The 23319-nt window shown below is 55.2% G+C and carries 23 protein-coding genes; 9 read left to right on the top strand and 14 right to left on the bottom strand.

The annotated features are described in order from the left end of the window. The first annotated feature begins 8 nt into the window (after positions 1 to 8). The 5 genes from GP475_RS10700 to lysS all read left to right on the top strand — a co-directional run bounded on the left by GP475_RS10700 (position 9) and on the right by lysS (position 5509). On the top strand, positions 9 to 1172 hold the full coding sequence (locus GP475_RS10700) for a DUF6779 domain-containing protein (RefSeq protein WP_187974353.1): 1164 nt from the start codon (positions 9 to 11) through the stop codon (positions 1170 to 1172). Continuing rightward, on the top strand, positions 1172 to 1912 hold the full coding sequence (locus GP475_RS10695) for a Rossmann-fold NAD(P)-binding domain-containing protein (RefSeq protein WP_187974352.1): 741 nt from the start codon (positions 1172 to 1174) through the stop codon (positions 1910 to 1912). Before GP475_RS10700 ends, GP475_RS10695 begins: the two co-directional genes overlap by 1 nt. Positions 1913 to 1982: 70 nt before the next feature. After that, complete coding sequence (locus GP475_RS10690) at positions 1983 to 2690, top strand: 6-carboxyhexanoate--CoA ligase (RefSeq protein WP_187974351.1); 708 nt, start codon at positions 1983 to 1985, stop codon at positions 2688 to 2690. Then, positions 2687 to 3868 carry an aminotransferase class I/II-fold pyridoxal phosphate-dependent enzyme gene (locus tag GP475_RS10685; protein ID WP_262485183.1) on the top strand — a complete coding sequence of 394 codons (1182 nt, stop codon included), beginning with the start codon at positions 2687 to 2689 and terminating at the stop codon, positions 3866 to 3868. The genes GP475_RS10690 and GP475_RS10685 overlap by 4 nt, the downstream gene beginning before the upstream one ends. Positions 3869 to 3889: 21 nt before the next feature. Then, positions 3890 to 5509, top strand: coding sequence for a lysine--tRNA ligase (gene lysS / locus GP475_RS10680; RefSeq protein WP_187974350.1), 1620 nt, complete (start codon positions 3890 to 3892; stop codon positions 5507 to 5509). A 93-nt stretch (positions 5510 to 5602) separates the two neighbouring features. Here lysS and hypD read toward each other — a convergent pair whose 3' ends face one another. The 4 genes from hypD to GP475_RS10660 are packed head-to-tail and all read right to left on the bottom strand — an operon-like array spanning position 5603 to position 8426. Continuing rightward, positions 5603 to 6736, bottom strand: coding sequence for a hydrogenase formation protein HypD (hypD, locus tag GP475_RS10675; RefSeq protein ID WP_187974349.1), 1134 nt, complete (start codon positions 6734 to 6736; stop codon positions 5603 to 5605). Then, a complete protein-coding gene (locus tag GP475_RS10670) occupies positions 6733 to 6999 on the bottom strand; it encodes a HypC/HybG/HupF family hydrogenase formation chaperone (protein WP_187974348.1) in 267 nt (88 codons plus the stop codon). Before GP475_RS10670 ends, hypD begins: the two co-directional genes overlap by 4 nt. Further along, on the bottom strand, positions 6962 to 7306 hold the full coding sequence (locus tag GP475_RS10665) for a HypC/HybG/HupF family hydrogenase formation chaperone (RefSeq protein WP_187974347.1): 345 nt from the start codon (positions 7304 to 7306) through the stop codon (positions 6962 to 6964). Before GP475_RS10665 ends, GP475_RS10670 begins: the two co-directional genes overlap by 38 nt. Further along, on the bottom strand, positions 7284 to 8426 hold the full coding sequence (locus GP475_RS10660; RefSeq protein WP_187974346.1) for a nickel-dependent hydrogenase large subunit: 1143 nt from the start codon (positions 8424 to 8426) through the stop codon (positions 7284 to 7286). Before GP475_RS10660 ends, GP475_RS10665 begins: the two co-directional genes overlap by 23 nt. A gap of 51 nt (positions 8427 to 8477) precedes the next feature. On the opposite strand from GP475_RS10660, the gene GP475_RS10655 reads away from it, so the two are divergent. Beyond that, the gene (locus GP475_RS10655; protein WP_187974345.1) at positions 8478 to 8813 is read left to right on the top strand and encodes a hydrogenase maturation nickel metallochaperone HypA/HybF; all 336 of its coding nucleotides are present in this window, start codon (positions 8478 to 8480) and stop codon (positions 8811 to 8813) included. Here the strand turns inward: GP475_RS10655 and GP475_RS10650 are convergent. From GP475_RS10650 to GP475_RS10625, 6 genes are all read right to left on the bottom strand, one after another. Next, positions 8791 to 9372: a HyaD/HybD family hydrogenase maturation endopeptidase gene (locus tag GP475_RS10650; RefSeq protein WP_187974344.1), complete on the bottom strand. Its 582-nt coding sequence runs from the start codon at positions 9370 to 9372 to the stop codon at positions 8791 to 8793. The genes GP475_RS10655 and GP475_RS10650 overlap by 23 nt on opposite strands. Further along, complete coding sequence (gene cybH / locus GP475_RS10645) at positions 9353 to 10567, bottom strand: Ni/Fe-hydrogenase, b-type cytochrome subunit (protein WP_187974343.1); 1215 nt, start codon at positions 10565 to 10567, stop codon at positions 9353 to 9355. The genes GP475_RS10650 and cybH overlap by 20 nt, the downstream gene beginning before the upstream one ends. After that, positions 10564 to 12309: a nickel-dependent hydrogenase large subunit gene (locus GP475_RS10640; RefSeq protein ID WP_187974342.1), complete on the bottom strand. Its 1746-nt coding sequence runs from the start codon at positions 12307 to 12309 to the stop codon at positions 10564 to 10566. Before GP475_RS10640 ends, cybH begins: the two co-directional genes overlap by 4 nt. A 2-nt stretch (positions 12310 to 12311) precedes the next feature. Further along, complete coding sequence (locus GP475_RS10635) at positions 12312 to 13535, bottom strand: hydrogenase small subunit (RefSeq protein WP_187974341.1); 1224 nt, start codon at positions 13533 to 13535, stop codon at positions 12312 to 12314. A gap of 132 nt (positions 13536 to 13667) precedes the next feature. Beyond that, on the bottom strand, positions 13668 to 14471 hold the full coding sequence (gene hypB / locus GP475_RS10630; protein WP_187974340.1) for a hydrogenase nickel incorporation protein HypB: 804 nt from the start codon (positions 14469 to 14471) through the stop codon (positions 13668 to 13670). Next, positions 14449 to 14859: a hydrogenase maturation nickel metallochaperone HypA gene (locus GP475_RS10625; protein WP_187974339.1), complete on the bottom strand. Its 411-nt coding sequence runs from the start codon at positions 14857 to 14859 to the stop codon at positions 14449 to 14451. Before GP475_RS10625 ends, hypB begins: the two co-directional genes overlap by 23 nt. A 40-nt stretch (positions 14860 to 14899) precedes the next feature. Here GP475_RS10625 and hypF point away from each other — a divergent pair, with 40 nt between their 5' ends. Further along, positions 14900 to 17194, top strand: a complete 2295-nt coding sequence (gene hypF / locus GP475_RS10620) for a carbamoyltransferase HypF (protein ID WP_187974338.1) — start codon at positions 14900 to 14902, stop codon at positions 17192 to 17194. Here hypF and hypE read toward each other — a convergent pair whose 3' ends face one another. After that, entirely contained in the window at positions 17195 to 18283 is a 1089-nt protein-coding gene (gene hypE / locus GP475_RS10615) for a hydrogenase expression/formation protein HypE (RefSeq protein ID WP_187974337.1), read from the bottom strand. Between the two features lie 28 nt (positions 18284 to 18311). On the opposite strand from hypE, the gene GP475_RS10610 reads away from it, so the two are divergent. Beyond that, positions 18312 to 19274, top strand: coding sequence for a pantoate--beta-alanine ligase (locus GP475_RS10610; RefSeq protein WP_187974336.1), 963 nt, complete (start codon positions 18312 to 18314; stop codon positions 19272 to 19274). Between the two features lie 104 nt (positions 19275 to 19378). Further along, entirely contained in the window at positions 19379 to 20791 is a 1413-nt protein-coding gene (locus tag GP475_RS10605) for a DHA2 family efflux MFS transporter permease subunit (RefSeq protein WP_187974335.1), read from the top strand. Here GP475_RS10605 and GP475_RS10600 read toward each other — a convergent pair. From GP475_RS10600 to GP475_RS10590, 3 genes are all read right to left on the bottom strand, one after another. Beyond that, on the bottom strand, positions 20718 to 21662 hold the full coding sequence (locus GP475_RS10600) for an arsenic resistance protein (protein ID WP_187974334.1): 945 nt from the start codon (positions 21660 to 21662) through the stop codon (positions 20718 to 20720). The genes GP475_RS10605 and GP475_RS10600 overlap by 74 nt on opposite strands. After that, positions 21656 to 22780 (bottom strand): NAD(P)/FAD-dependent oxidoreductase, encoded by a 1125-nt coding sequence (locus tag GP475_RS10595; RefSeq protein WP_187974333.1) that lies wholly within the window; start codon positions 22778 to 22780, stop codon positions 21656 to 21658. The genes GP475_RS10600 and GP475_RS10595 overlap by 7 nt, the downstream gene beginning before the upstream one ends. A 68-nt stretch (positions 22781 to 22848) precedes the next feature. Then, a complete protein-coding gene (locus tag GP475_RS10590) occupies positions 22849 to 23271 on the bottom strand; it encodes a hypothetical protein (protein ID WP_187974332.1) in 423 nt (140 codons plus the stop codon). Positions 23272 to 23319: the final 48 nt, after the last annotated feature.

Raw genomic sequence — 23319 nt, 5'->3', positions numbered from 1 at the left:
TCGTACCCATGAGTGCTCAGTCCCCAGATAATGAACCGAAAGGATCAGTAGACCGTGGACAGATTCTACTGATCCTCTTGATCGTTCTCGCGTTGATTGCGAGTCTCATTATGCTGATCACGGACTCGTCCGGGGCGCTAAAACTGGCGCTTCTGGCCTCCCTGTGGGCAGCGATCATCGGCTTTTTCCTGGTGACCCGTTACCGGCGTCAGGCAGAGGCATCTCGGCGTGAATTGGAATACGCCAGGGATCTGTACCACGCTGAAATGGAATGCGCCGAGGCGGAAATGGAGGCAGAACATGAACGCTTTGCTCGTGAATATGCCGAAAAGCAGCGTGATGAGCATGTCGCCGCCTTAGAAAAAATCCAGGACCAGTTGGGGCAACTCCGCGGCCATTTGGAAAGTATTGCCGGACAGACTTTTGAGTATGAACCGGCGGCATTAAAAGCGGAAGCTCGACGCGTGCTGGAAATCGAACAAGATGCTGCCCGAAGCACCTCATCGACCTGGGGTGATTCTGCGGCAGATCGTGGGGAAAAAGTCAGTGTGGTCAACACCCCGGATCAGACCTCGACGAAGAAGGCGTCGGCTAAGCGGGAGGAAACCGAAGCAGAGGCCTATGAGGCAGACGTCCCGGAACCGAAAACTGAGCAACCTCGCCGAACCCCTTCCGCTGATGCGGTAGCTGGGCGGATTGGGCAGCAGCCAAGCCATCCCATTCGCTATCCGTGGGCCACTGGCCAACCTGCGGATAAAGAGCATAACCCTAGGGAGAAGCGAGCACAGCATAAGAAACCAGCGGAGTCTGCGGCGAAGCACGCTCCGAAGTTTTCAACGCAATCGCCGGATTCTAGTTCTTCTGGCGGGGGGCGGCGAAGGAAACCAGAACCACGGCGGTCACGTCAGGAAAGAAATCAGGCACAGCACTCTGCTGCGGGCTCGAAACCGAGCAATGATGAAACCGCGACCTTGAGTTTTAATACCGGCGCGTTTAGCGCAGTGAAATGGGATAATAATTCTCAGCCTGGGCATCATGAACGCCCGGATACTACCGCTGGGGCAGATCGGGGGAGACGTCGAGCAGATGACCGCCATCAAGGAAGTTTCACGGTAGCTGAATTATTAGCTCGGGCCCAGGAAGAGAAGACGAAAAAGCGCGGCGATCGCTGATGAAAACTCCGCCTAGACTACGGATCCTGGTGCTAGGCGATGGGCAGGATACCCCGCCGATCTCTAGGTTTGTGGCAAATCTGGCTGATCGCGGGCATCATATTGTCCCGACGCGCAGCGTACAAGCAGCGTCGGAGGCCGACCTCATTGTGCTCAGCCCCGCGGCAGGGGAATTAATGACCTTAGTCAATAACGTGGCCCCCATGGTGCGACCCCGCCATATTGTGATTCACACTTACCCCCATAGCGGTCTCGGCGTGCTCGAGCATCTTCATCACCGTGGCGCCATTATTGGGCGACTTTCTTATCTGGCAGAAGCTGTCTGGTGTGTCGAAGGAGGCGATGAGCTCGCGGAAACAATCCTAGAACTGCTGGTTTTCGAAAGCGGTGGAAAAGTCAGCCAGATTGAATCTGAGCTAGAGTCCCCAGAAGCCCGGTTTCTTTGCGCCCTTCGACACCAAAGTGACAACGATCTCCGACGCATATACCAGTGTTTTTATCCAAACGAGGGCCTGGCTCCTTCTAGCGAATCCTCCGACGCTACGCCGAAGCCCGCCCAGGGGCTTGGTCAGCTACCGGATTTACCGGTGATTAAACAGCTCTACCAGCGTTTAGCTGAGCAGGAAGACCCGAGTTTCTTACGCTACGTGCTTTTTCTACTCCGCCGGGCAGCAGAGGAACAATCACACCACGAAGTGGAAATGTGGGTGCTCGCAGAAGAAGCCAAAATCAATCACTAGTAGGCGCGAATCTTTCCTCGGCGCAGCAGGAAATAGGGTAGATGAACGGTGTTCAAGTATTCTTGGGAAGGTGAACGCCATCCCCCCGAAACCGTATAGCGTCACCATGCGGGCGCTGAGCCAGGGTCACCATATCTCTGGGGCAGAACGGATTATTAGTTTTCCTGACGTCCCACGGGCACTAGCTGCCTTAGAGCAGCGCGCAAGGCAGCACCCCTTAGGGCCTCCCGACACGATACATCTGAGCATTCAGTCACTTGAGGCGGCAGATATTGGGGTGGTTCCTGCTTTGAACCGCCGAGATTATAGCGTCGACCATAAACACGAGGCTCGACGTTTGGTTGCGGACATTCTGGTGGAAATAGGAATATCCCCCACGGTGGCCAATGACATGCTCTCGCAATTGGTGACCGTGACGGGTGTTCCAGGTGCACGGGTCATTGATGATCAGGGACGGGATTTAGCGACAGTGGTGAGGGCAAGTCACTTAGACCTTGCTGGTGCAGATCCGGCACAGAGTGTCAAGAACCACCATGCTGAAGCTATGGCGGTGGCATCCAAGGTCGCCAGCGGACCGGGAGTGCTAGCCGAATTATGTATCAGCGATGACCCCGATTACACCACTGGCTATGTCGCCTGCCAAGGGGTTTATCACCGGATCCCGATGCTTAAGGATCCGGGTGAATTAATCGGAACCCGCATTGTGGTGGTAGCGGCCGGGACGGACGTAGCGCGATTGAAGACCTATCTCAAAGAACAACCGGTGATTGTGGCATGAATACTCAAGCGCAGCCCAACTCACTAGAACAGTTCTGCGCCGCCGAAAACCACCAATGGCGGAGTCGGGATTTAGAACGCACCGAACGAGTCTTCTTCTCTCCTCAAACACCTGAGGCCACCATTGACGAAGAAGACGTGTTGCTTTTTGCCAGCTCCAACTACCTGGGGTTAGCCACAGATCAGCGAGTCATAGCAGCCGCTCAAAAAGCCGCAAAAGAATACGGGGCCGGTAGCGGTGGCTCCCGGCTGACCACCGGCACCCAACAGCTCCATCAGGCCCTAGAATCCGACATCGCTGAGTTTTTAGGTGCAGAGGACTCCATCTTCTTTGCCACCGGTTATCAAGCCAACTTATCCACCATTGCTGCAGTAGCGGGGCCAGATACCCTCATCATCTCGGATGAACTCAACCACGCCAGCATTATCGATGGGGCGCGGCTAGCTAAAGCCCAGGTGGCGGTGTTTCCTCACGGCAACCTCCATGAACTAGAACAACTATTAGCTAGCCGAGTTCAGCCTCACACCCTGATAGTCAGCGATGGGCTGTTTAGTATGCATTCGACGTACGCGGATGTTGCCGGTATTCAGTCTCTTGCCACCCGCTACCAGGCTTGGACCATGATTGATGATGCCCACGCCATTGGCACGGTAGGGAAACGAGGCCGTGGTTGTGTTGACCTGTATGGGTTCTTACCGGATCTACTTATTGGTACTGCCTCTAAAGCTCTAGGCGCAGAAGGCGGATTCGTCGTGGCTCGTCAGCCGATTATTCACTATCTGCGCAACCGGGCTCGGTCCTATATCTTTTCTACGGCACCTTCGCCGATCACCGTTGCCTCTGTCCGAGCTGCCCTTCATATCGTCCGCGACCACCCGGAGCTAGTTCATCAGCTGCAAAACAACGCCCGCTTCCTGAGCACTGTTTTAACCGAGGCTGGTCTTCTGTCCAGGCCCTTAGACACCCCCATCATCCCGGTTCCGATAGGGCATAGCGCCCAGGCCCTAGCGGTTTCGGAAAAACTTCGCGACGCAGGGTTTTTTGCGCCCGCAATTCGCTATCCCACAGTGAAGGAGGAAGAAGCTATTATCCGGATAACTGTGATGGCAACCCATCGCACGGAACAGCTTCGACGCCTCGCGGATGAACTTATCTCTATCCTCCGCTCTCCGCGTTGATCTGGGTTTGTTATCCGGTTAATGCTGGATCATCACCAGTCAGCTAACCTAACTAGCGTGACTAAGGCTCAGGAGAAAAATCAGAACACCAAGCAGGATGTCCCGGAACAATTGCGGATCCGGCGGGAAAAGCGCGAGAGATTGTTATCAGAAGGGGTAGATCCTTACCCGGTTTCCGTCGCCCGCACTATTTCCCTTGCTGAGCTACGCGCACGCTATCACGTGTTAGCTGCGGAGGAAACCGCCCCGGAAGATTCCCCGCAGGTGCGCTATCTGGCCATCGGAGAAGAGACCGAGGATGTGGTCTCCATTGCTGGCCGACTGATGTTTATGCGCAATACCGGAAAACTGTGTTTTGCGACTTTGCAAGATGGTGACGGCACCCAGGTTCAAGCCATGCTTTCGTTACGGGAAGTAGGAGCAGAATCCCTAGCCGCCTGGAAACGAGATGTTGATATGGGCGATATTGTCTCTGTGACTGGGCGGGTGATTTCTTCCAAGCGGGGAGAGTTGTCAGTCATGGCGCAGTCCTGGCAATTAGCCGCCAAGTCCCTACGCCCCTTGCCGGTGAGTTTTGCGGATATGGCAGAAGAAACCAGGATTAGACACCGCTATACCGATCTCATTATGCGAGACACGGCGCGCAAGAATGCCCTCATCCGCATTAAGGTTATGCGTGCTCTGCGGAACTTCCTTGAGCAAGAAGGGTTCCTGGAAGTAGAAACCCCCATGTTGCAGACTCTCCACGGGGGAGCAGCGGCTCGACCCTTCCTGACTCACTCCAATGCCCTCGACATTGACCTATACCTGCGCATTGCCCCTGAGCTCTACCTCAAACGCTGCGTCGTGGGCGGTATTGATCGAGTGTTTGAAGTAAACCGCAATTTCCGCAACGAGGGAGTGGACTCCTCCCATTCCCCAGAGTTTGCCATGCTGGAAACCTATCAGGCCTGGGGCACCTATGACGACGGGGCAGATTTAATTCGACGTCTCATCCAGCACGTCGCCCAGGAAGTGTTCGGAACCCTCAACGTCACGTTGGCTGATGGCAGTAGCTACGATTTCTCCGGGCAGTGGCAAGAAATGGAAATGTACCCCTCGCTCAACGAGGCGCTTCAACGGAAATTCCCTGGTCAACCGGAAGTGACTGTTGATTCCAGCTTAGAAGAATTGCGCGACATTGCCGCGGTGATTGGCTTGGATGTGCCGGAAAAGGGCGGATGGGGTCATGGAAAACTCGTTGAGGAGATGTGGGAGCATCTCTGTGCGGACCAACTGTACGGTCCGGTGTTTGTGAAGAACTTCCCAGTTGAAACCTCCCCGCTTACTCGACAGCATCGTAGCCAGCGCGGGGTGACTGAAAAATGGGATCTCTATGTGCGGGGATTCGAGTTGGCAACCGGTTATTCAGAACTTATTGACCCGGTGATTCAACGCGAACGTTTTGAAGATCAGGCACGGTTAGCCGCGGGTGGCGATGAAGAAGCCATGGTTTTAGATGAGGACTTCCTTCGAGCCATGGAACAAGGAATGCCGCCAACGTCCGGTAATGGTATGGGCATTGATCGCCTGTTGATGGCGTTGACTGGTCTGGGGATCCGGGAAACCGTACTTTTCCCCATGGTGAAACCGGAAAACTAGCCCCAAACCACAAGAAGCCAGCACGCCTAAGTTGTGCTGGCTTCTTGTGGTGGGTAGATGATGGTCGGGTGATCTCTAGCCCTCACCCGCAGATTACTGACGGGTTAGATTGTGGGTCGCCTCGCGGTCTAGTCGGCCAAAGTTGTAATAGGCTGCGCAGGCCCCCTCAGGGGATACCATGCAGGTTCCGATGGGAGTCGCCGGGGTACATGCGGTTCCAAAAACGCGGCATTGCCAGGGTTTGATTCGCCCGGTGAGGACTGATCCACATTCACAGGCCACAGGATCTGCTACCCGTTGACCGGGAACCGTAAAGCGTTTCTCAGCATCCCAGTCGGCGAATTCCTGGCTTACTGCCATTCCAGAGTGGGGTAGCCATCCTAGGCCACGCCATTCAAAGGAATCTCGCACCTGAAATGCCTGGTTCATGAGTTTTTGGGCCACCAGATTGCCGTCGGGCGTAACAACTCGGGCGTATTGGTTATCCACTCGTGCCGGGGCATCAGAGAGGAACTGGCTCAGGAGCATGGCCACACCTTGGAGAATGTCCAGGGGCTCGAAACCGCATACCGCTACCGGACGGTTATAGTCGCTAGCCAAGAACTGGAAGCTATGTGCCCCAGTTACCGCAGATACATGCCCTGGCCCAATAAAACCGTCAATCCGGGTGCGGCCTTCATCGACGATGGCGCGCAACGGGGGTTCGGTAAAGACGTGGTTGGAAAAAACACTGAAATTAGTGATTCCGCGGTTACGTGCAGCAACCAGGGTTGCGGCGGTTGATGGGGCAGTAGTTTCAAAACCGACGGCAAAGAACACCACTTCACGCTGGGGGTTTTCTTCGGCGATGCGGAGCGCATCCAAAGGGGAGTAGACAAACTGGACATCTGCACCGTCAGCGCGGGCATCTAATAAGGATTGCTCGGAACCGGGCACCCGCATCATGTCACCAAAGGTGGTGAAGGTGACGTTATCTTGCTGCGCCAACCACACCGCATCATCGATGCGGCCCATCGGGATTACGCACACCGGACAGCCGGGGCCATGAACGAGTTCGATATTTTCCGGAAGGAGATTTTCCAGGCCGTAGCGATAAATCGTGTGGGTATGTCCGCCACAGATCTCCATCAGCGCAATAGGCCGATCCAGTTGTGCTGCATCATGGTTAATTTTGGTGATCAGCGCCCGCGCGGCATCCGGATCCCGAAATTCATCGACGTACTTCATATCCGAGACCCCCGGAAAGAATCCAACTCATCCTCAAAGGTGCCGCCGCCAAGTTGCTGAATCTGTTGCAAAGTCAAGGCAGCTTCTTCTTCATCAATGACCGAAAGCGCAAATCCTACATGCACCAATACCCACTGGCCAGGGGTAATGTCTTCTCCCGCTAAGAGGTCAGTGGAGATTTCTCTACTCACCCCACTGATTTCCACGGTCGCCCGTCCAGGGGCCTCAATTCTTGTAATCTGTGCCGGAACGCCGAGACACATCCTGCAACCTTTCTTTACCTGTCGGTAATAGCTCCGGGCGGAGCAACTGGTGATGGGAAATCGTATCGAGGATTTCTTGGGCATCTTCTTCACTGATGATATCCATGATGAAACCATGAGAAATCAATACCCAATCACCAACACTGACCTCCGGGGTGTATGCCAGGGAAACTGATCGACGCTGACCTGCCACATCTACCTCAGCTACCCCAAGTGGGCCGGCGAGGTTACCGCTGCCGGGGTTGCTCAGGGCCTGCACTTGTCCTGGTACACCAAGGCACATGTTATCGCCTCCCAGACTGGTCATGGATATTGATATCCATCATGCCAGCAGGTGCGTGGGTACAGGGGAGACAAGGGTCAGCTAACCGGACAGCGCATTCTAGCTCAGTGAAAAGCCGGGTCTGATCTCCCTGGTCCTTCGGATACCTAGCGATAGCGCTACTTAACATATCCGCTAACCACGCGGCGTTTTGCGCAGTCGGAGTTAAGATCTGGCAGTGCTCTAGCACCCCATTGTTCGCCTGATAGAGATGTGCCAACACTCCGCGCGGCCCATCAATTAACCCCACTCCCACCCCTGTGACATGGTGATCAATGTCCACCGATAACCGCGTCTCGCCGGACCACAACTCCTTCCTAGCCAGCAAGTCCTTAGCTGCCCGGCAGCTAGCTTCCAACGCGGCTACCCCAGCGCTGCCGTGGCGAACAGCGGGGCCGGTTCGCCATAACCGCCATGTTCCCTCAAGTTGAATTCGTGGTCGGCAGTCTGCATGACCAGGGTAGGTTTCGCGGACAACTTCGGGCAATTGATGAATCGCTAGTGTTTCATCGCCTGCGCGAATACTGTCGCCCAAGGGGTGAGGCTCCAGCATCAGGTCTACCCCGCCATCCCATCCGGGGGCCGGAATATCCGGGATGTCGGCCTGCTCTAACTCGGCGATGAGTTTTTCTACCGCTTCTTCAGCAGCGTCCCGATAGGTGGAGTCAGCATGTGCGCGCACCCCTCCCACGACCGCCACATCTGGGAAATGGCCGGAGCATCCGGCTGTACGCAGGAGGAGTTTTCCGGTGTTGCGCGCGTGGATAGCAAGATGCCGGTGAGTGCCGAGGAGTCGGGGCGAAAAGGTGTCAATGACACTGGCGTGGTGAAGGAGAAGACGAGTAAGCATCGCAGTGGGTGGAATGGTGCTGATACCTAATAGGTCTTCGAGCGCACGTACGCCGGCCAGGTGATGCGGGGTAGGGCAAATCCCGCACAACCTTTTCACAATATCGGGCACCTCTAGCACCGGGCGGCCACGAAGGTGTGGCTCTAGGCGCGGAAGAGCATCAAGATCCAGCCAGGCTCTAGGAGGGGTCTCATAATCTACGCAGATATCAACCCCGAAAGGATTTATGTCCTGGTCTAATTTCAGCGTCGGCACGATGTATCAGGCTCCCTTCCGGATCAAGAATACCGGCGCATAATAGAAGTTATGCATGAACTGGGCTTGCTGAGTGGGGTAGTAGATGCGGTTTCTGAGGTCGCTCAGGGACGTCGGGTAATTGCCGTGGCCCTGAACGTGGGTACTCGAAGCGGGGCAGTTCCCGAGGCGCTCGACGGAGCCTGGCCCATTGCACGGCTGGATAGCTGCTGCGCGGAGGCGGCCTTGGACCTGACCATCATCCCGGCAACGGTGTGGTGCCCGCACTGTCACCGTGAGCAAGAAATAGATGAGTTCTTTGATCTGCGCTGCCCGGTGTGCGGTACTCCGACCGCAGATCTGCGGCATGGCCGGGAATTCCACATCAAACATATTGATGTGGAGTAGCGGAGAGCCATCCCTGCAAAATACGTCGTGCTTCGTCGGTGGCGTCCGGCAAAGCACTGCGTACCGGATTGCTCAACCCCACCCCAGGATCCAGGCGGTCTGGCACAATTCCTACGGCAGCCACCTGCTGAGGTTCTCCACCTATGAGACGCGTGGCGGACAGTAAATCCAACAGTCCCACCTGGTGGGGCGATAGTTTAGCTCGACGCAACCGGGGGATCTGATCGCCTTCTAAGCTCACTACGGTTCCGGGTTGAGATCCGGCAATGGCGTCCAGAATCAGAAGATGGGAGGCGTCTTGAATAATGGGTAGCAATTCCATCCCGGAGATGCCGCCATCAATAAAGTGAACGTCTGGATAGTGCGGATGCTGGGAAGGTGCCGACATGGAGCCCGGTGACCTGTGGTCTTGGGATTTAGGCTGCCAGCAGTCCTGAGGCTGATTCTGAAGAGAAGCCAAGATAGCCTGCCCCGTGCCATCATCGTGCAAAATGGGATTTCCAACCGCTAAGACGGTAATGCAGCGTTTCTCAGTGGTACTAGTCAACGCGTGGCCCATCAACTGGTTGAGCACCTCGTCGTAACCAGACAGCTCCACTAATCATGGAAGAAACGCCACCATGACGCTCCAGGGTATCGGCACGCACCGCCAAATAGATGTGGATAATCACGAAAGCCCAAATCACGTACATCAACACGGTGTGGATGAGTCGGACTTCGGGAACTCCGATCCAGTGAATAGGATAGGCCAGCATCCGCCAGATACCGTTGTATTGGTTATACAGCCCAAAGAGCGCTAGGCCGGTACCCATTTGAATGATGCAGAGAGCATAAAGCCCGGTGTAGGAGAGTTGCTGTAGCGGGTTATGGGTTATGTAGAGAGGGCCTTCTTTGTCTAAGAACGCGTAGTGCCGGATAGTGCCCCACAGGCCGCGGAAAGATTCCTTGGAGTCGAGGGGCCACATGGCTCGCCAGCGGAGTTGCTTGTGGCGGGAGAAAAACCAGAGCCATACGCGGGAAAGTCCCATGGTTAGCCAGCCGGTTGCGGCTACAAAGTGGATAAGGCGCACCCAGCCAAAGGTAAATCCGCTTTCATCGGGGACAGGAGGGGGCGCTGGAAGCCAGGCCGGGTTCATGATGTAGTACCCGGAAACTGACAGTGTCACGATGAAAAACACGTTGAGCCAGTGCAGAACCCTAATGGAGAGGGGCCATAGCGGCACCCGGACCCATTGTGGTTGATTATGTGCGGCCACGCGTTCGGCTTTGGAGCGGCTTTCCAAGCTCAGGGCAATAAAGCCTTGTAGGGCAAAGTTGTCCGACGCTTTTAGCGCCGTTCCCTCTTGGGCTTCTCCGGCAGCTTTGGCGGTAGCCACCCCTAAAAGTCGTTGTCCTCGACGCCGATGGCTCCGGGCATGTCGCACCAACGCGGCTTTTTCTTTCCCCGACAGCTGGGATTTTTCCAACACCGCCTCTAAATCCCCGCGCATAATCACCAGATCGCCGCTTCGTGCTAGGGAATAGCGCCGATCCGGCCGGGCGGGATCAAACTCCTGAGCAATCTGGGGCTGAAGTTCCGGGGCGTTCGTTTCCAAAGAAGCTAGCAACGCTGAATCCACCGGGTCGTGGGTTGCTAATTCCGGAATCGTGGCAGCGAGCTGAAGCAACTCGCCGGAACTTAGGTGACTAGCAGAATACGCCCGCACCGGGCGCACCACTGTCCCGCTGCGTCGCTCTGCCGTCGGAGCTGTCATTGGGTCATCACCTCATGGATTTTCTCGCCCTCTGGGTCAAGCACATGGACCGCGCAGGACATACAGGGGTCAAAGGAGTGAATGGTGCGCAAGATTTCCAGGGGTTGTTCAGGATCAGCCAACGGGTGGTTACGCAAGGCTTCCTCATAGGGACCACGTTGACCTTTAGGGTCTCTCCCCCCAGCCAGCCAGGTAGTTGGCACAACAGCCTGATAGTTAAAGACCTTGCCGTCGCGGATGTGGATCCAATGGCTCAGACAGCCGCGAGCAACCTCCACCATGGAAAAGCCTTGGCAATCTTGCGGCCACGAGGCGGGATCCCATCGGGAGGCGTCAAAAACGTTGATGTCACCATTAGCGAGGTTCTTCGTGAACGTCGGAATCAATACATCGCACAATGCTTCAGCAGTGGTGACGGCCTCCACCGCGCGGGCGAGGGTCCGTCCACCCGTGGAATTCAAGTCAGGAACACGGATATTGAGTTTCTTCAAAGCCCCATCAACGAGAGATTTTGTTTTCTTCTCGGATTGGAGATAAGCCACTAACACCCGAGCCAGAGGACCAACCTGGACCGCTTGGCCATCATAGCGCGGAGCCTTTGACCAGGTGTATCGCCCATCTTCTGCATCGGCAAGCCAGGTATAGGGTGGCTTCGGCCCGGTGTACTTGGGCAGGGTTTCTCCTTCAGCAGGCGGTAACCCGTCATCGTCGTGCCCCTCCCCATAGCTAAACCATGCAGAAGAAATGTATTCTCGGATTTTTGCTGGATCGAGGGGTTGAAGTTTGGAATAGTCGCCTTGAAAAATCACTCCGGGCTTCACTTCCGGATGCACACTCGATACCGCCTCGTGATCCGGGGTTCCGGCATACGTCGTCCCTGCCATTCCTACCGCGAGGAAGGTATCGGAGGATTTTCCAATGGAGAAGTAGTCAGAATAGACAGACATAATCGCCACCGCGTCGGGGTAGTAACACCCCTCAATAAACTCGCGGATTTCTTCAGCCCAAGCCTTAACCTGATCTAGATGCACCTGGTTGAACGTTTCGGATTTATTCGGATCGATGGAGCACGCCATCCCACCCACTAGATAATTGGGGTGTGGGTTCTTGCCGCCAAAAACCGTCACAATTCGGATAATGCTGCGTTGGAATTGCAAGGCATCAAGATAGTGCGCAACGGCCATTAAGTTGGCTTCAGGCGGTAAGCGATAATCCTTGTGGTCCCAATAACCGCCGGTGAAAATAGAGAGCTGACCAGAGTCTAAGAGGCCTTGAACGGTGTTTTTGACTTCGGTAAAACGCTCGACGCTATTTCCCTTCCACGTGGAGCCAATGGAGTGGGCAAACTCTACTGCTTTGCGTGGGTCGGCTTGAGCCGCGGACACCACGTTTACCCAGTCCAGGGCGTGCAGATGGTAGAAGTGAACCACATGGTCGTGGCTTTCCTGGGCGGCGTTTACGATGTCCCGGATAAGCCGTGCTTGGGTGGGGGGATGGGAACCTATGGCGTCTTCTACTGCGGTGACGCTAGCTACTGAGTGGGTGCCGGTGCACACTCCGCAGATTCTTCCCACGAAAGCCCACACATCTCTAGGGTCGCGTCCCTCCACAATGGTTTCGATGCCGCGGTATTGGGTGGTCTCTGACCAGGCGTCCTTGATGCGGCCGTTCTCATGTTCTACTTCGATCCGCAGATGCCCTTCAATCCTGGTGATTGGGTCTACGACGAGCCTCTCCGCCATGGTTATTGCTCCTTGTCTTGTGTCGGCTCAGCCGATTCAGCGGCCTGGCTCTGATGGGCCTGCGTTGGTACCTCATCACCGAAAGCAGCTAAGAGATTTCCGGATTCATCTTCGTGGCGTTTGCCGCGAACCGGGATTGTTCTCCCTAACGTCACGGCGCCGTGGACTGCTACGCCTGCGGCAGCAGCTCCCAACAGCCCCCAGCCAACTTTCTCTGCGGAGGCTTCGATCCCGACCCCGCGGACGTCGGGCAAAACATCATAGAAGGGGGTAAACCTATCGAAGAAGTCTTTTTCGGTACAGCCAATACAGGGGTGGCCTTGGCCGATGGGCCAGCCACTTCGCAAATTCCATTGAATGATGGGGCAGGGACTGAACGTTGACGGCCCCTTGCACCCGACTTTATAAAGGCACCACCCATTACGAGCACCAGCATCATCAAAGGTGCGGACAAATTGGCCGGCGTCATAGTGAGCTCGACGCGGGCAGGAGTCGTGAATCCTCTGGTCGTAGGCAAAAAGTGGGCGACCTTCAGCATCGACCTCGGGGGCTTTCCCGTGGGTGAGAAGATAAGCAATTGTGGCGGTGATGACATCGCCGATAGGCGGGCAGCCGGAGACATTGATGACTGGTTTATCGGTGATAATTTCATCCACCCCGACGGCGCCGGTGGGGTTAGGACGAGCTGCCTGAACCGACCCATAAACCGCGCACGCTCCCACGGCGAGGATCACACTGGCGTTTTTCGCCGCATCCCGCAACACTTGTTCGGCTGTTTTCCCGCCGATCATGCAATAAACGCCATTTTCCTTTACCGGAACTGAGCCATTAACAACCAGGATGTGGTCTTCCTTATTGACCTCCTCCATGGCCTTATCCGCTGCGTGGCCAGCCGCAGCCATAACTAACTCGTTGTAGTTAACGCTGAGTAGTTTCAGCACCATCTCTTCGATGGTGGTGCCGCCGCTTCGCAGAACGGACTCCATGCACCCGGTGCATTCCTGGAGCTGGAGCCATACCACATTGGGTTTGGTGATATTGCCTATTTTCTCTTCGATATCTGCTGCTTGGGCTTCAAATCCCCCGGTAGCGGCGAGGGCGGGGGAGCCTACCGCATACACCGAGGCTAAGGCTCCACACATTTTGAGAAAATCTCGACGGGCAAAGCCCCGTGCTTTAAGGTTCTCGCGGAGGTTTCCGCTCTTCCATAATGATCCCAGGCTCACGGCTCGGTGTCCTTCATGAAAAAATGGGGTAGTACACTCGCGAGCCTAACAGCGAGCTGAGAGACTGCTCCGAAAAGCAAACTGAGGTTTACCCCCGTTATTGGGGGTAAAAGCTAAGCCTGACTTTAGTTCTTAATCCTTAGGAGCTAAGGGCATGGGAATGCCAGCTTTAACCCATCTCAGCCATTCTTCTATCCCCTCACCAGTTTTAGCGGAAAGCTCAATCACCTCGCAGTCCGGATTCACTTGCCGCAGATTCTTCCGGAACAACTCCACATCCACATCCAAGTGTGGAAGCAGATCCATCTTATTAATGACAACAACCCCTACTGAGCGGAACATCACGGGGTATTTCAGGGGTTTATCCTCGCCCTCAGTAAGGGAATAAACCATGGCTTTTCGGTGCTCTCCCACCTCAAATTCCGCAGGGCACACCAGGTTTCCGACGTTTTCAACGAGGAGCAGATCCAGCTGAGAAAGATCCAAGTTCTTCAAGGCCCGGTGTACCATGGGTGCATCCAGGTGGCATTCACCGCCAAATCCATTGCCGGTGTTGAGTAGGGAAACCTGGGCGCCGAGGCCGTTGAGGCGATCAGCATCCATGGATGTTTCAATATCGCCTTCCACCACCCCCACCCGAAATTCTCCCGACAAAGCCTTCAAGGTCTGAACCAGAAGTTCTGTTTTCCCGGCACCCGGTGAGCTCATCACGTTAATGCAGTGAACACCGTAGCGGTCCAGCGCTGCCCTATTTTCTTCAGCGCAATGATCATTCTCGTGGAAAATATCTTCTAAAACGCTAATCCTTTCCCGCCCAGTCTCATATCCGGAGTGGTCTCCATGATCGTGATTCGGGTGGCTATGTTCCCCATCATGAGCGTGGTGAGTGTGGTGTTTATGAATGCTGCCATCATCATGGCGGTGGAAACGACCCATGCTGTTGTCCTTCCTCATCAGGGTGCCCGGCGCACTGCCCCGGTGCAGCTTCTTCTCTAGCTGCAACCTCAATATCGACGACAGTGAACTCTTCGCCGCCGATAATACGGCTGACTGTGCCGCACACTGGGCAGTGGACGTCGAACTCCCCCTGCATGAGGGATTCATGCCCCTCAGGGCAGCGCAGTTGTCCCGGCACCCACTCAATCTCTAACCGTGCATGTTCAAGTGCAGTGTTAGCGGTGGTGAAAATCCAGGCATAGGTGAGAGTTTCTGGAATCACTTGCCTTAAGGCCCCAATTTTCAGGTGAACGCTCACAACTTTTCGCCCGCAGGCGGCGCGTCTAACCACCTGGGCTAGTTGTTCTGAAAGTGCCACTTCATGCACGCTCACCAAGCGTAGCTAAAGTCTCACTATCATCGCGATTATGGGTGCTTCGGATTGGGTAGGTCTCCAACTACGGCTGCGTGGTGTGGTCCAAGGAGTAGGTTTTCGCCCCCATGTGGCTCGAATAGCTCAAGAAGAGCAGATTGTGGGGGAGTGCTCCAATGATGATTCCGGAGTGTTCATCCGTTGCTTTGGTCCAGCTCCGAGGGTGGAGAGCTTTCGGCATCATCTACTCACTAACCTGCCACCTTTGGCAGTCATCATTGATGAGGAAAAGTCTTCCTTGGCAGTGCCTACCCCGGTCCCCACCGAATTTGTCATTCTGCCTTCTCGGCACCGTCCGGGGGCTCGTACCCTAATTCCACCGGATGTGGCCACCTGCCCAGACTGTCTTGCAGAGATGCGTGATCCCCAGAATTGCCGATACCGCTACCCCTTCATCACCTGCACAAATTGTGGTCCACGGTTATCAATCATTGAGGATCTACCCTATGATCGCCCGGCCACCACCATGCGTGATTTCCCCCTCTGTCCGCAGTGCGCGCAGGAGTATTCGGATCCTCAAGATCGTCGTTACCATGCACAACCCATTAGTTGTCCGGACTGTGGACCGAGGTTATGGCTAGAAAATTCTTCTGGTGTTCCGGTTGATCTGCACCGATCCACCGATGAGGTGCTTGACCATGCCCGAGGGATCATCCATGAGGGAGGCATCCTCGCCGTCAAAGGTTTAGGTGGTTTTCATCTTTTATGTGATGCCACTAATTCTGAGGCTGTTGCGAGGTTGCGCACCTTAAAAAAGCGACCGGCTAAACCCTTTGCACTCATGGTTCCGGATTTGTCCTCTGCGCGACGTATCTGCCGGGTTGATCGCCAGACAGCTGAGCTGCTAGAGTCCCCAGCCCACCCCATTGTGTTGGTAGACATGGCTTCGGATCACGGTGTAGCGCCAGAAATTGCTCCCGGCCTTCATGAACTTGGCATCATGTTGCCCTATACCCCCATTCATCATTTGCTGGTGGATAGTCCGGTAGTTGCCACCTCTGGCAATGTTGGCGGAGAACCGATTTGTTGGGACAATGACACAGCCCGCACCGCTTTGGCCCCCTTATGTGATGCTTTCCTCCTCCATGACCGGGGGATTCATCTCCCAGTTGAGGATTCCGTGCTGCGCAGTGCCGAGGGAAACACCAGCCCGATTCCGGTGCGTCGAGCCCGCGGGTATGCTCCCTTACCTATTCCTTTACCTAAGGATTTAGGGACTGGATCAACGGTCCTGGGAGTCGGTGGGGAACTGAAGAATACGTTTGCCTTAGCCGTGGATGATTTAGCGCATATTTCTTCCCATAACGGGGATATGGGGTCGTGGGCGGCTCAACAGGCTTTTGAACGCGCGGTAGAGCAATTAACAAAGATGCGTGGTTCCACGCCGGATCTTGTGGTGTGTGATCTTCACCCCGGTTATGCCACCACCACGTGGGCTGAACGCTATTGCCAGGACCATGATGTTCCGTTGCTGAGACTCCAACATCATGTTGCTCACGCTTTGAGTTTGGTGGCGGAGCACCATCATCGGGGCGCGGCATTGGTAGCCACCTTGGATGGGACCGGTTATGGCACTGATGGCACCATCTGGGGTGGGGAATTAATTGCCGTGCATGAGGATCGGCAGCAGTGGGAAAGAACGCCCTTGGTCCCTGAGTTCCCTCTTGTTGGCGGGGATCGGGCGGTGCGTTTCCCGTGGCGTATTCTCGCTGGGATTCGCCACGCCTGGAACGTGGATGTAGCTTTGCCGCCTGGGGTTTCGGTAGAAGAGGCAGCACTTGTCGAGTCCCAACTGCGGACTGACCAGGTGCGGTGTACTTCGTTGGGAAGAGTGCTCGACGCCGGCGCGGCGCTTTTAGGTCTTATCCAGGAGCAAAGCTTTGAGGGAGAGGCAGCCATGTACCTGGAATCTCTCGCTACCCGCGCGGCGGGAGACAAAGACCTCCTGCTGAACTCCCGTTATCCTCAAGTTCGTTCTTTCCCAGAGCTATTTCAGCTCCTGGTTGGCTTGCCGAAAGACGCCGCTACCGCATCATTTTTTCTCCATCAGGTAGCAAAAATAATCTCAGAACCCATAATCCGTACCGCGCGACGTCTCAACCTTCAGTCGGTGGGGCTTAGCGGGGGGTGCGCCATTAACCGGATTCTCGTGACAGAACTGACAAAGAAGGTATCGGCGGCAGGGTTAGAGCTATATCAACACCATATAGTGCCGCCTAATGACGGTGGAATCTCCTTAGGGCAGGTGGTTGCCGGACGGGCTGCGCTGAGGGCTAGTGGCTTGCAGTGATTAGCAAATCCGGGGGAGAGGGTCACCGACCAGCATGTCCACCATGCGGGTCCCGCCGAAACCAGTAATGAGGACAACCTGAGAAGCAGGGGATTCTACAACCCGGCCGATGGTGCAAGCATCCGGGAATCCTGATGCATTCAGGGCGGCTATACCGGCGGATGTTTCTTCCTCTGGAACCACTGCCAGGAATGTTCCTTCATTAGCGACATACAGGGGATCAATCCCTAACATGTCGCAGGCGGCACGGGTCATATCACGTACTGGGATATAGCGGTCCTCTAGAGCCACGCCATAACCAGATAACCGGGCAAATTCATTCATGACGGTTGCTACTCCGCCGCGGGTGGCGTCTCGAAGCCACCGAGTATGAGGACTTGCTTTCCACAGGGCCTCCACCCCGTGATTAATAGCCCGGGTATCAGATTCGATGGGGGCTTGGATGGCTAAGTCACCACGAGCCATCATCACTGCCATACCGTGATCGGCAATCGGTCCGGAACAAATAATCCGGTCTCCCATCTGCGCTAGCTGAGCGCCTACCTGACGATCTTCGGGAATGATTCCTACCCCGGCGGTCGTGATATAAACCCCGTCACCGTGACCTCGTGGCACTACTTTGGTATCCCCGGTCACCACTCGAACACCAGCGTGCTCGGCAGCAGCGTGCATGTCTGCGACGACAGTCCGCAGAGTAGCAATCTCTAATCCTTCTTCTAAGATAAACGCTGCAGAAATCACCTCTGGTCGGGCTCCGGACACCGCAAGATCATTAACGGTGCCGTTGATGGCCAAATCACCGATGGAACCGCCGGGGAAAATAATGGGATCAACTACGTAAGAGTCGGTGGAAAAAGCTAGATTACCTTGCGGGACAGAAAGAATGGCGGCGTCTTCGGATTCACGAAGTTCTGCTGAGCTGTAGGCAGCTAAAAAGACTTGTTCTACCAGGGCGGATGAGGCTTTCCCGCCTGCACCATGGGCGAGAGTGATTCGCTCATCTTTGAGGCGAGGTCCCCGCCCCCGAACCTTTTCAATATTCAGGTGAACGCGCTGAACATCTTCATTAAGCCGATTCTTCGGATCCATGGTCCTAGCTTATCGCTATGCTTGCGACGTGAGTGATCAACAGCCAACCCGCCCTCAGTCTTCTCGCTATACCCCTGGTGAACTGCAGATTCATCATTCAGCTGCGGATGTTGCCCAGGTGTCGCGGGCGTTGCGTACTACCGGCCGGCCGATCGTCGTGGTGCCCACCGGCCCAGAACTACATCCTGGAAATATAGAACTAATCCGCGCCGCCGCAGCCTTGCCCCGCGCCCTCATTATGGTGGCCATGCCGGATCAGTCTCTAGAAGGAGATCGGGAGGCAGAGATAACCGCTATCTTGCGTCGCGAAAAAGCGGAAATCTTGTTGCTAGCTGATCCGCCTGCGCTAAGGACACGGGTGCATTCCTCGCTCACCACCGTCGATTCTGCTGAGTTGTGTCGCTTGATGTGGCTGATGAATGCCACGTCTTGCACTGACGTGGTGCTAGGGGAGCGGGATTATGAGCTCCTGATTGCTACCCAACAGATGATCGCGGACTTCGTTATCCCGGTGCGGCTACACGCTATCCCGGTGATCCGCGATCATGATGGTTTAGCCTTTAGCCGCCTTACTCAGAGCCTCTCGCAGGATGTTCGCGAAGAAGCCGTAGGCTTATCTGCTGCCTTAACTGCCGCGGCCTTTGTTGCAGATCAAGGGCGGGAACACGTGCTGCGCGTTTTTGCCGACACCATCGCAGCTTGCCCACACCTGAAGCTACACTCTGTTCAGCTTTCTCGCCCCACCCTCGACCCCTTGCGCGATGGTGACGTAGAAGCCCGTCTCATCGCTGAAGTGGAGTTAAGCACGGGGGGCCGGTTGCGCGATAGCGTAGGGGTGGTGCTGGTGGATCGGGATCGAGAAATTGCCGCCGCCGCCTTGGAAGCCGCCGGTTTGGATCCCCATCTCTCGGCAGAAGAGTGGGCCCAGATCAAAGAACTTCAATCCCAAGTTCAGCAGGTCAAGGCGCGTCGAGAAGCCTCTCAAGACTGAGGCTGACATTATTTTTGAGCCCTGACTTACGAAAACCGGAAGAAAACCTCTAAGATGTCAGAGTTTTGAGAAAAGAGGTTTTTGTGGATACGAATAATCAGGTCATGGACTCAAAGAGAGCGAATTTATTAATCGCTTGTCTGGTCACCGCCACCACAGTCATGATTCTTAATGAAACTCTGCTATCGGTGGCTCTTCCCGCCATTATGGCTGATTTTCACCTTTCGGCTGATATTGCTCAGTGGCTCAGTACCGGCTTCATGCTCACCATGGCGGTCGTCATTCCAGTCACCGGTTATATTCAGCAGGTTCTTCCTACCCGCACCATTTTCATCACTTCTGTGGTTCTTTTTTTGGTAGGAACCTTCGTTGCGGCTCTGGCTCCTGGTTTCATGGTGGTACTAGTGGGGCGTATCCTGCAAGCAGCAGGCACCGCAATCATCATTCCCTTGTTAATGACGGTGGTCCTCACAATTGTTGAACCGTCCAGCCGAGGTAGCGTGATGGGTATCATCACTGTTGCTATTGCGGTTGCCCCCACGGTAGGGCCCACTTTGTCTGGACTTATTTTGTCCTTTGCTACCTGGCACTGGTTGTTCTGGATCATGCTGGTGCTCGGTATCCTGGTCTTTTTTGCTGGGCTCCGTCTGCTCGTTAATGTAGGCGAAGTTCGCCGTATCCCGCTGGATATTCTTTCGGTAGTTTTGTCAGCTCTAGGTTTCGGTGGGTTGGTCTATGCTCTATCTTCCATAAGCGCAGTGGTAGAGCATGGGAACAAGATCCCGGTCTTCGTTGGTATTGCTGGCGTAGTTTTGCTGGCGGTTTTCGTTCTACGTCAGCTCCGACTGGTCACTACTTATGGTCCGCTTCTTGATGTCCGGGTTCTTAAAGAGCGTAATTTCACCTTGGGGATGTGCGCCATTCTGGGTGGTTTCGGGGTGATCATCGGCGTCTCTATGGTGCTTCCTCTATATCTTCAAGGCTCTGTGCATGTAAGTGAGATTCTTACTGGTTTAGTGGTGCTTCCTGGCGGGCTGTTGCAAGGTTTCATGTCTCCTTTTATTGGACGTCTCTATGATCGCTATGGCCCTCGGCCCCTTGCCATCCCCGGAGCCTTGGTGCTGTGCCTCGGCGTCTGGGCCTTTGTTTTCGTGGTCCCTAGCGGGAAATTAAGCCTCATTATTCTGTCCCATATACTTGTTGCCTTAGGTATGGGACTTGTGATGACACCGATGATGACCGCTGCCCTAGGAGCGTTGCCTAAGCGTCTCTATTCCCACGGTTCGGCAGTATTGAATACCTTGCAGCAGCTTGCTGGCGCAGCTGGCACCGCGCTTTTGATTGCCATGATGACCCTGGGACAAAATAGTGCTCTAGAGTCTGGAGTTTCTCTTCCTGAGGCAATGTCTCATGGCACGCAGGTGGCGTTTGCTGTTGCCGGTGTTATCGCGATTCTAGTTCTGGTAGCGGTACTTTTTGTGCGACGCCCGGACGACGCCCCAACACCAGCCGAGTAACCACAGTCAGGTGGGGAAATTCCACCAGCATCCCTAAGACTAATGTCGCTAACACTAAAGGCCTGTCGGGGAGGACTAAAGTACTTAAGCTCACCATGAGTGGGGCGTTTCTTGCGGAGGTGGTCATGGTGAGTAAGGCCTCTGCTTGGTAATCCACTCCTAGTCGCCGGAAGAGGTGTTTTCCGAGTTGGTAGGTGGTGACAAAGAAGGTAAAGACCAGCCCTAAAACCAGCACAAAGAGGGTGGGGTGAGTCAGAATAGTGTCGGCATTGGTGCAAAAAATGGTGGCGACGAGCGCGGCGAGGATCCAGGGGATGAGGTGGTCAGCTAGGCGTCGAGCCTGGGGCAGAGTTCGGATGATGAGACCGAGCGCCGCCGGAAGGAAGAACCATTGGCCTAAGGTGGGCAGGATTTCGGAGAAGATGGTGGACATTTTCAGTCCGCCAAAGATCATCAGCCACAGCGGATAGAGCAGGAGTTGGCTGAGCATATTGAGTGGGATGAGGACGGCACCGGTGGCGGTATCGCCGTGCGCCAGGCGGGTGAAGCCTAAAAACCAGTCGGTGCAGGGGCTGAGCATATAGATGGCTAAGCCAAGCCGGATGTCGGCATCGGCGCGCCACGCCAGAAGAGTCAGCAGCGCAGCGATCAGCGGGATGATGAGGAAGTTTCCTATCCAGGCAATCACCATGATGCGAGGGCGAGGCCGCGACAGGTTATGATTCCTGCCGGGGAGTGCAGCAAAAAGGCAGGTCACTAACGCTAGGATGAGATAGTCGCTCACCTCTGAGGCGGTGGTGCTCAGGGTGGGTGAGAACCACCCCGCGGCGTAGCCCACCAGCATGGCGAGGGGTTGGAGCACCACTAGCATGTGCACTCCGTTCCGCAACAGTCCAGATCATCAATAATCATGCCCTTGTCTCGCCAGGGGTTAAGGCCGGAGCTGTCGTGGCCTAATCGTTGGGCAATGATCTCTGCGAGGTAGGCGCAGCGTTGCCGGAACTTATAGATACAACAGAAATGCCGCTGATTGTGTCGTAGTACTGGGCCGTTGAGGAACAAGTTAGGGGTGATGGTGGATTCATCGTTTTCGGTGACTAGGGGCCAGCCGTCGGCCCGACGCTTAAAAAGCTGGTCTGTGGGGCCAAGTCCAGCCCCGTATCCGGTAGCGGCGATGGGGCGATAATCCACCTGGTATTGCTGCCCCTGAGACGTAGTGACCACGTAGTTCTCAGATTGCTTTTCCACCAAGTCCACGCGGTGAGCGATGGGGTGGATCAAACCGCTTTGGCGAGCTGCTTTTAGTCTGCGTCGGGTTCGGGGGGCGAGGGATATTGATGGGTCGGCGGTGTTATTTTCCCAGGGTTGAGCAGCGTCAAAAAGCCATACTTGCATTCCGTGTTCGGCGTGATGACAGGCCATTTCGATGCCTGATTCATAGCCGCCGATAATGGCGATTCGATGTCCCTTGCCCTCGTGGCGGGCCCAGGCGTGCAAGCTTGAGGAATGGTCGCAGTGATCTCGGCCTGGGATATGAGGCAAGAGCGGGTGATGATATTCACCACCGGCCCATACCAGGTGCCGGGCAGCTGCTAGGCCTTGAGCAGTGTTGAGGTGAAAAATACCGTCCTTATCCACGGTGATTGCGGTGACTTCGGTGTTGGTGAGTACCGGAAGCTCAAAATAGTTGACCAGAGAGCGCAGGTATAAGGCATATTCTTCCCCAGTGGGATAGTCCGTGTGCAGGGTGAAAGCCGGAGAGGTCAGCGGATGAATAGCGTTGAGGTCAAGTGCTCCGTAGCCGTTGCTGGTAAAGGACGGTGTGAGCATGGTTTGGCAGTGGTGCCAATGAAGAAAGCTATTACCAATCTCTCCAGCTTCTACCACTCCTACGGTCATACCGTCGATAGCTTGGCAGGCAAGAGCCGTGCCGATTCCCGCCGGCCCAGCACCAATAACGATGACGTCGAGGGGATGAGGTGAAGGCATGGTTTCCTCCGGGAAAAGCAGAAAATAAATGAAAACAATTCCCGATAGTAAACCATGGGTGGGAAGAGCTAGTTGTCTGCGGCGTCCATGAGGAGATCACACAGCTCGTCGTAATATTCCCCGGTGGTGACAAAAGCATCGTGGTGAGAGACTAAAAACGTGATTTTAGCGCTGCCGGCATCGGCGTCGGGGCAGTTATACACCAACAACAACTCTTCCATATGGTCGGCGCAGCTGAAGTCCTCATTACGGGACCAGCCATTCTCCATGTCTGCGCTTTCTGGTGCAATGGGGTGATTCCACGTTTCGATGAAGGCCACCACATGCGGAGCCTGATAGATCTGGACCCAGGATGTTCGATCCCCTATATCGGAGGAATCTGAGAGATCCCTAAAGCAGCCGTTTCGTCCCGGAGGATTCCAATTCTCCAAGACAGACCGGAACTGATGGGCGTCGATTTTTCCTAAGGAATTACAAAATATTCGAGTCATACCTGCAGTATGACAGCCACGAGCAAAGAGTGAGAGGGGAGAACTACT

The sequence above is a fragment of the Corynebacterium poyangense genome (assembly GCF_014522205.1).
Classification (GTDB): domain Bacteria; phylum Actinomycetota; class Actinomycetes; order Mycobacteriales; family Mycobacteriaceae; genus Corynebacterium; species Corynebacterium poyangense.
The sequence above is the reverse complement of the archived record's forward strand: the minus strand, read 5'-3'. Positions and strand labels throughout refer to the sequence as shown.

Coding starts and splice junctions, on each gene's coding strand:
- hypE (WP_187974337.1), bottom strand. CDS start 18,283: ATGGATCCGAAGAATCGGCTTAATGAAGATGTTCAGCGCGTTCACCTG.
- hypD (WP_187974349.1), bottom strand. CDS start 6,736: ATGAAGTACGTCGATGAATTTCGGGATCCGGATGCCGCGCGGGCGCTG.
- GP475_RS10695 (WP_187974352.1), top strand. CDS start 1,172: ATGAAAACTCCGCCTAGACTACGGATCCTGGTGCTAGGCGATGGGCAG.
- GP475_RS10650 (WP_187974344.1), bottom strand. CDS start 9,372: ATGGGCCACGCGTTGACTAGTACCACTGAGAAACGCTGCATTACCGTC.
- GP475_RS10605 (WP_187974335.1), top strand. CDS start 19,379: ATGGACTCAAAGAGAGCGAATTTATTAATCGCTTGTCTGGTCACCGCC.
- GP475_RS10670 (WP_187974348.1), bottom strand. CDS start 6,999: ATGTGTCTCGGCGTTCCGGCACAGATTACAAGAATTGAGGCCCCTGGA.
- GP475_RS10640 (WP_187974342.1), bottom strand. CDS start 12,309: ATGGCGGAGAGGCTCGTCGTAGACCCAATCACCAGGATTGAAGGGCAT.
- GP475_RS10665 (WP_187974347.1), bottom strand. CDS start 7,306: ATGACCAGTCTGGGAGGCGATAACATGTGCCTTGGTGTACCAGGACAA.
- lysS (WP_187974350.1), top strand. CDS start 3,890: ATGCTGGATCATCACCAGTCAGCTAACCTAACTAGCGTGACTAAGGCT.
- hypB (WP_187974340.1), bottom strand. CDS start 14,471: ATGGGTCGTTTCCACCGCCATGATGATGGCAGCATTCATAAACACCAC.
- GP475_RS10600 (WP_187974334.1), bottom strand. CDS start 21,662: ATGCTAGTGGTGCTCCAACCCCTCGCCATGCTGGTGGGCTACGCCGCG.
- GP475_RS10595 (WP_187974333.1), bottom strand. CDS start 22,780: ATGCCTTCACCTCATCCCCTCGACGTCATCGTTATTGGTGCTGGGCCG.
- GP475_RS10655 (WP_187974345.1), top strand. CDS start 8,478: ATGCATGAACTGGGCTTGCTGAGTGGGGTAGTAGATGCGGTTTCTGAG.
- cybH (WP_187974343.1), bottom strand. CDS start 10,567: ATGACAGCTCCGACGGCAGAGCGACGCAGCGGGACAGTGGTGCGCCCG.
- hypF (WP_187974338.1), top strand. CDS start 14,900: ATGGGTGCTTCGGATTGGGTAGGTCTCCAACTACGGCTGCGTGGTGTG.
- GP475_RS10700 (WP_187974353.1), top strand. CDS start 9: ATGAGTGCTCAGTCCCCAGATAATGAACCGAAAGGATCAGTAGACCGT.
- GP475_RS10685 (WP_262485183.1), top strand. CDS start 2,687: ATGAATACTCAAGCGCAGCCCAACTCACTAGAACAGTTCTGCGCCGCC.
- GP475_RS10590 (WP_187974332.1), bottom strand. CDS start 23,271: ATGACTCGAATATTTTGTAATTCCTTAGGAAAAATCGACGCCCATCAG.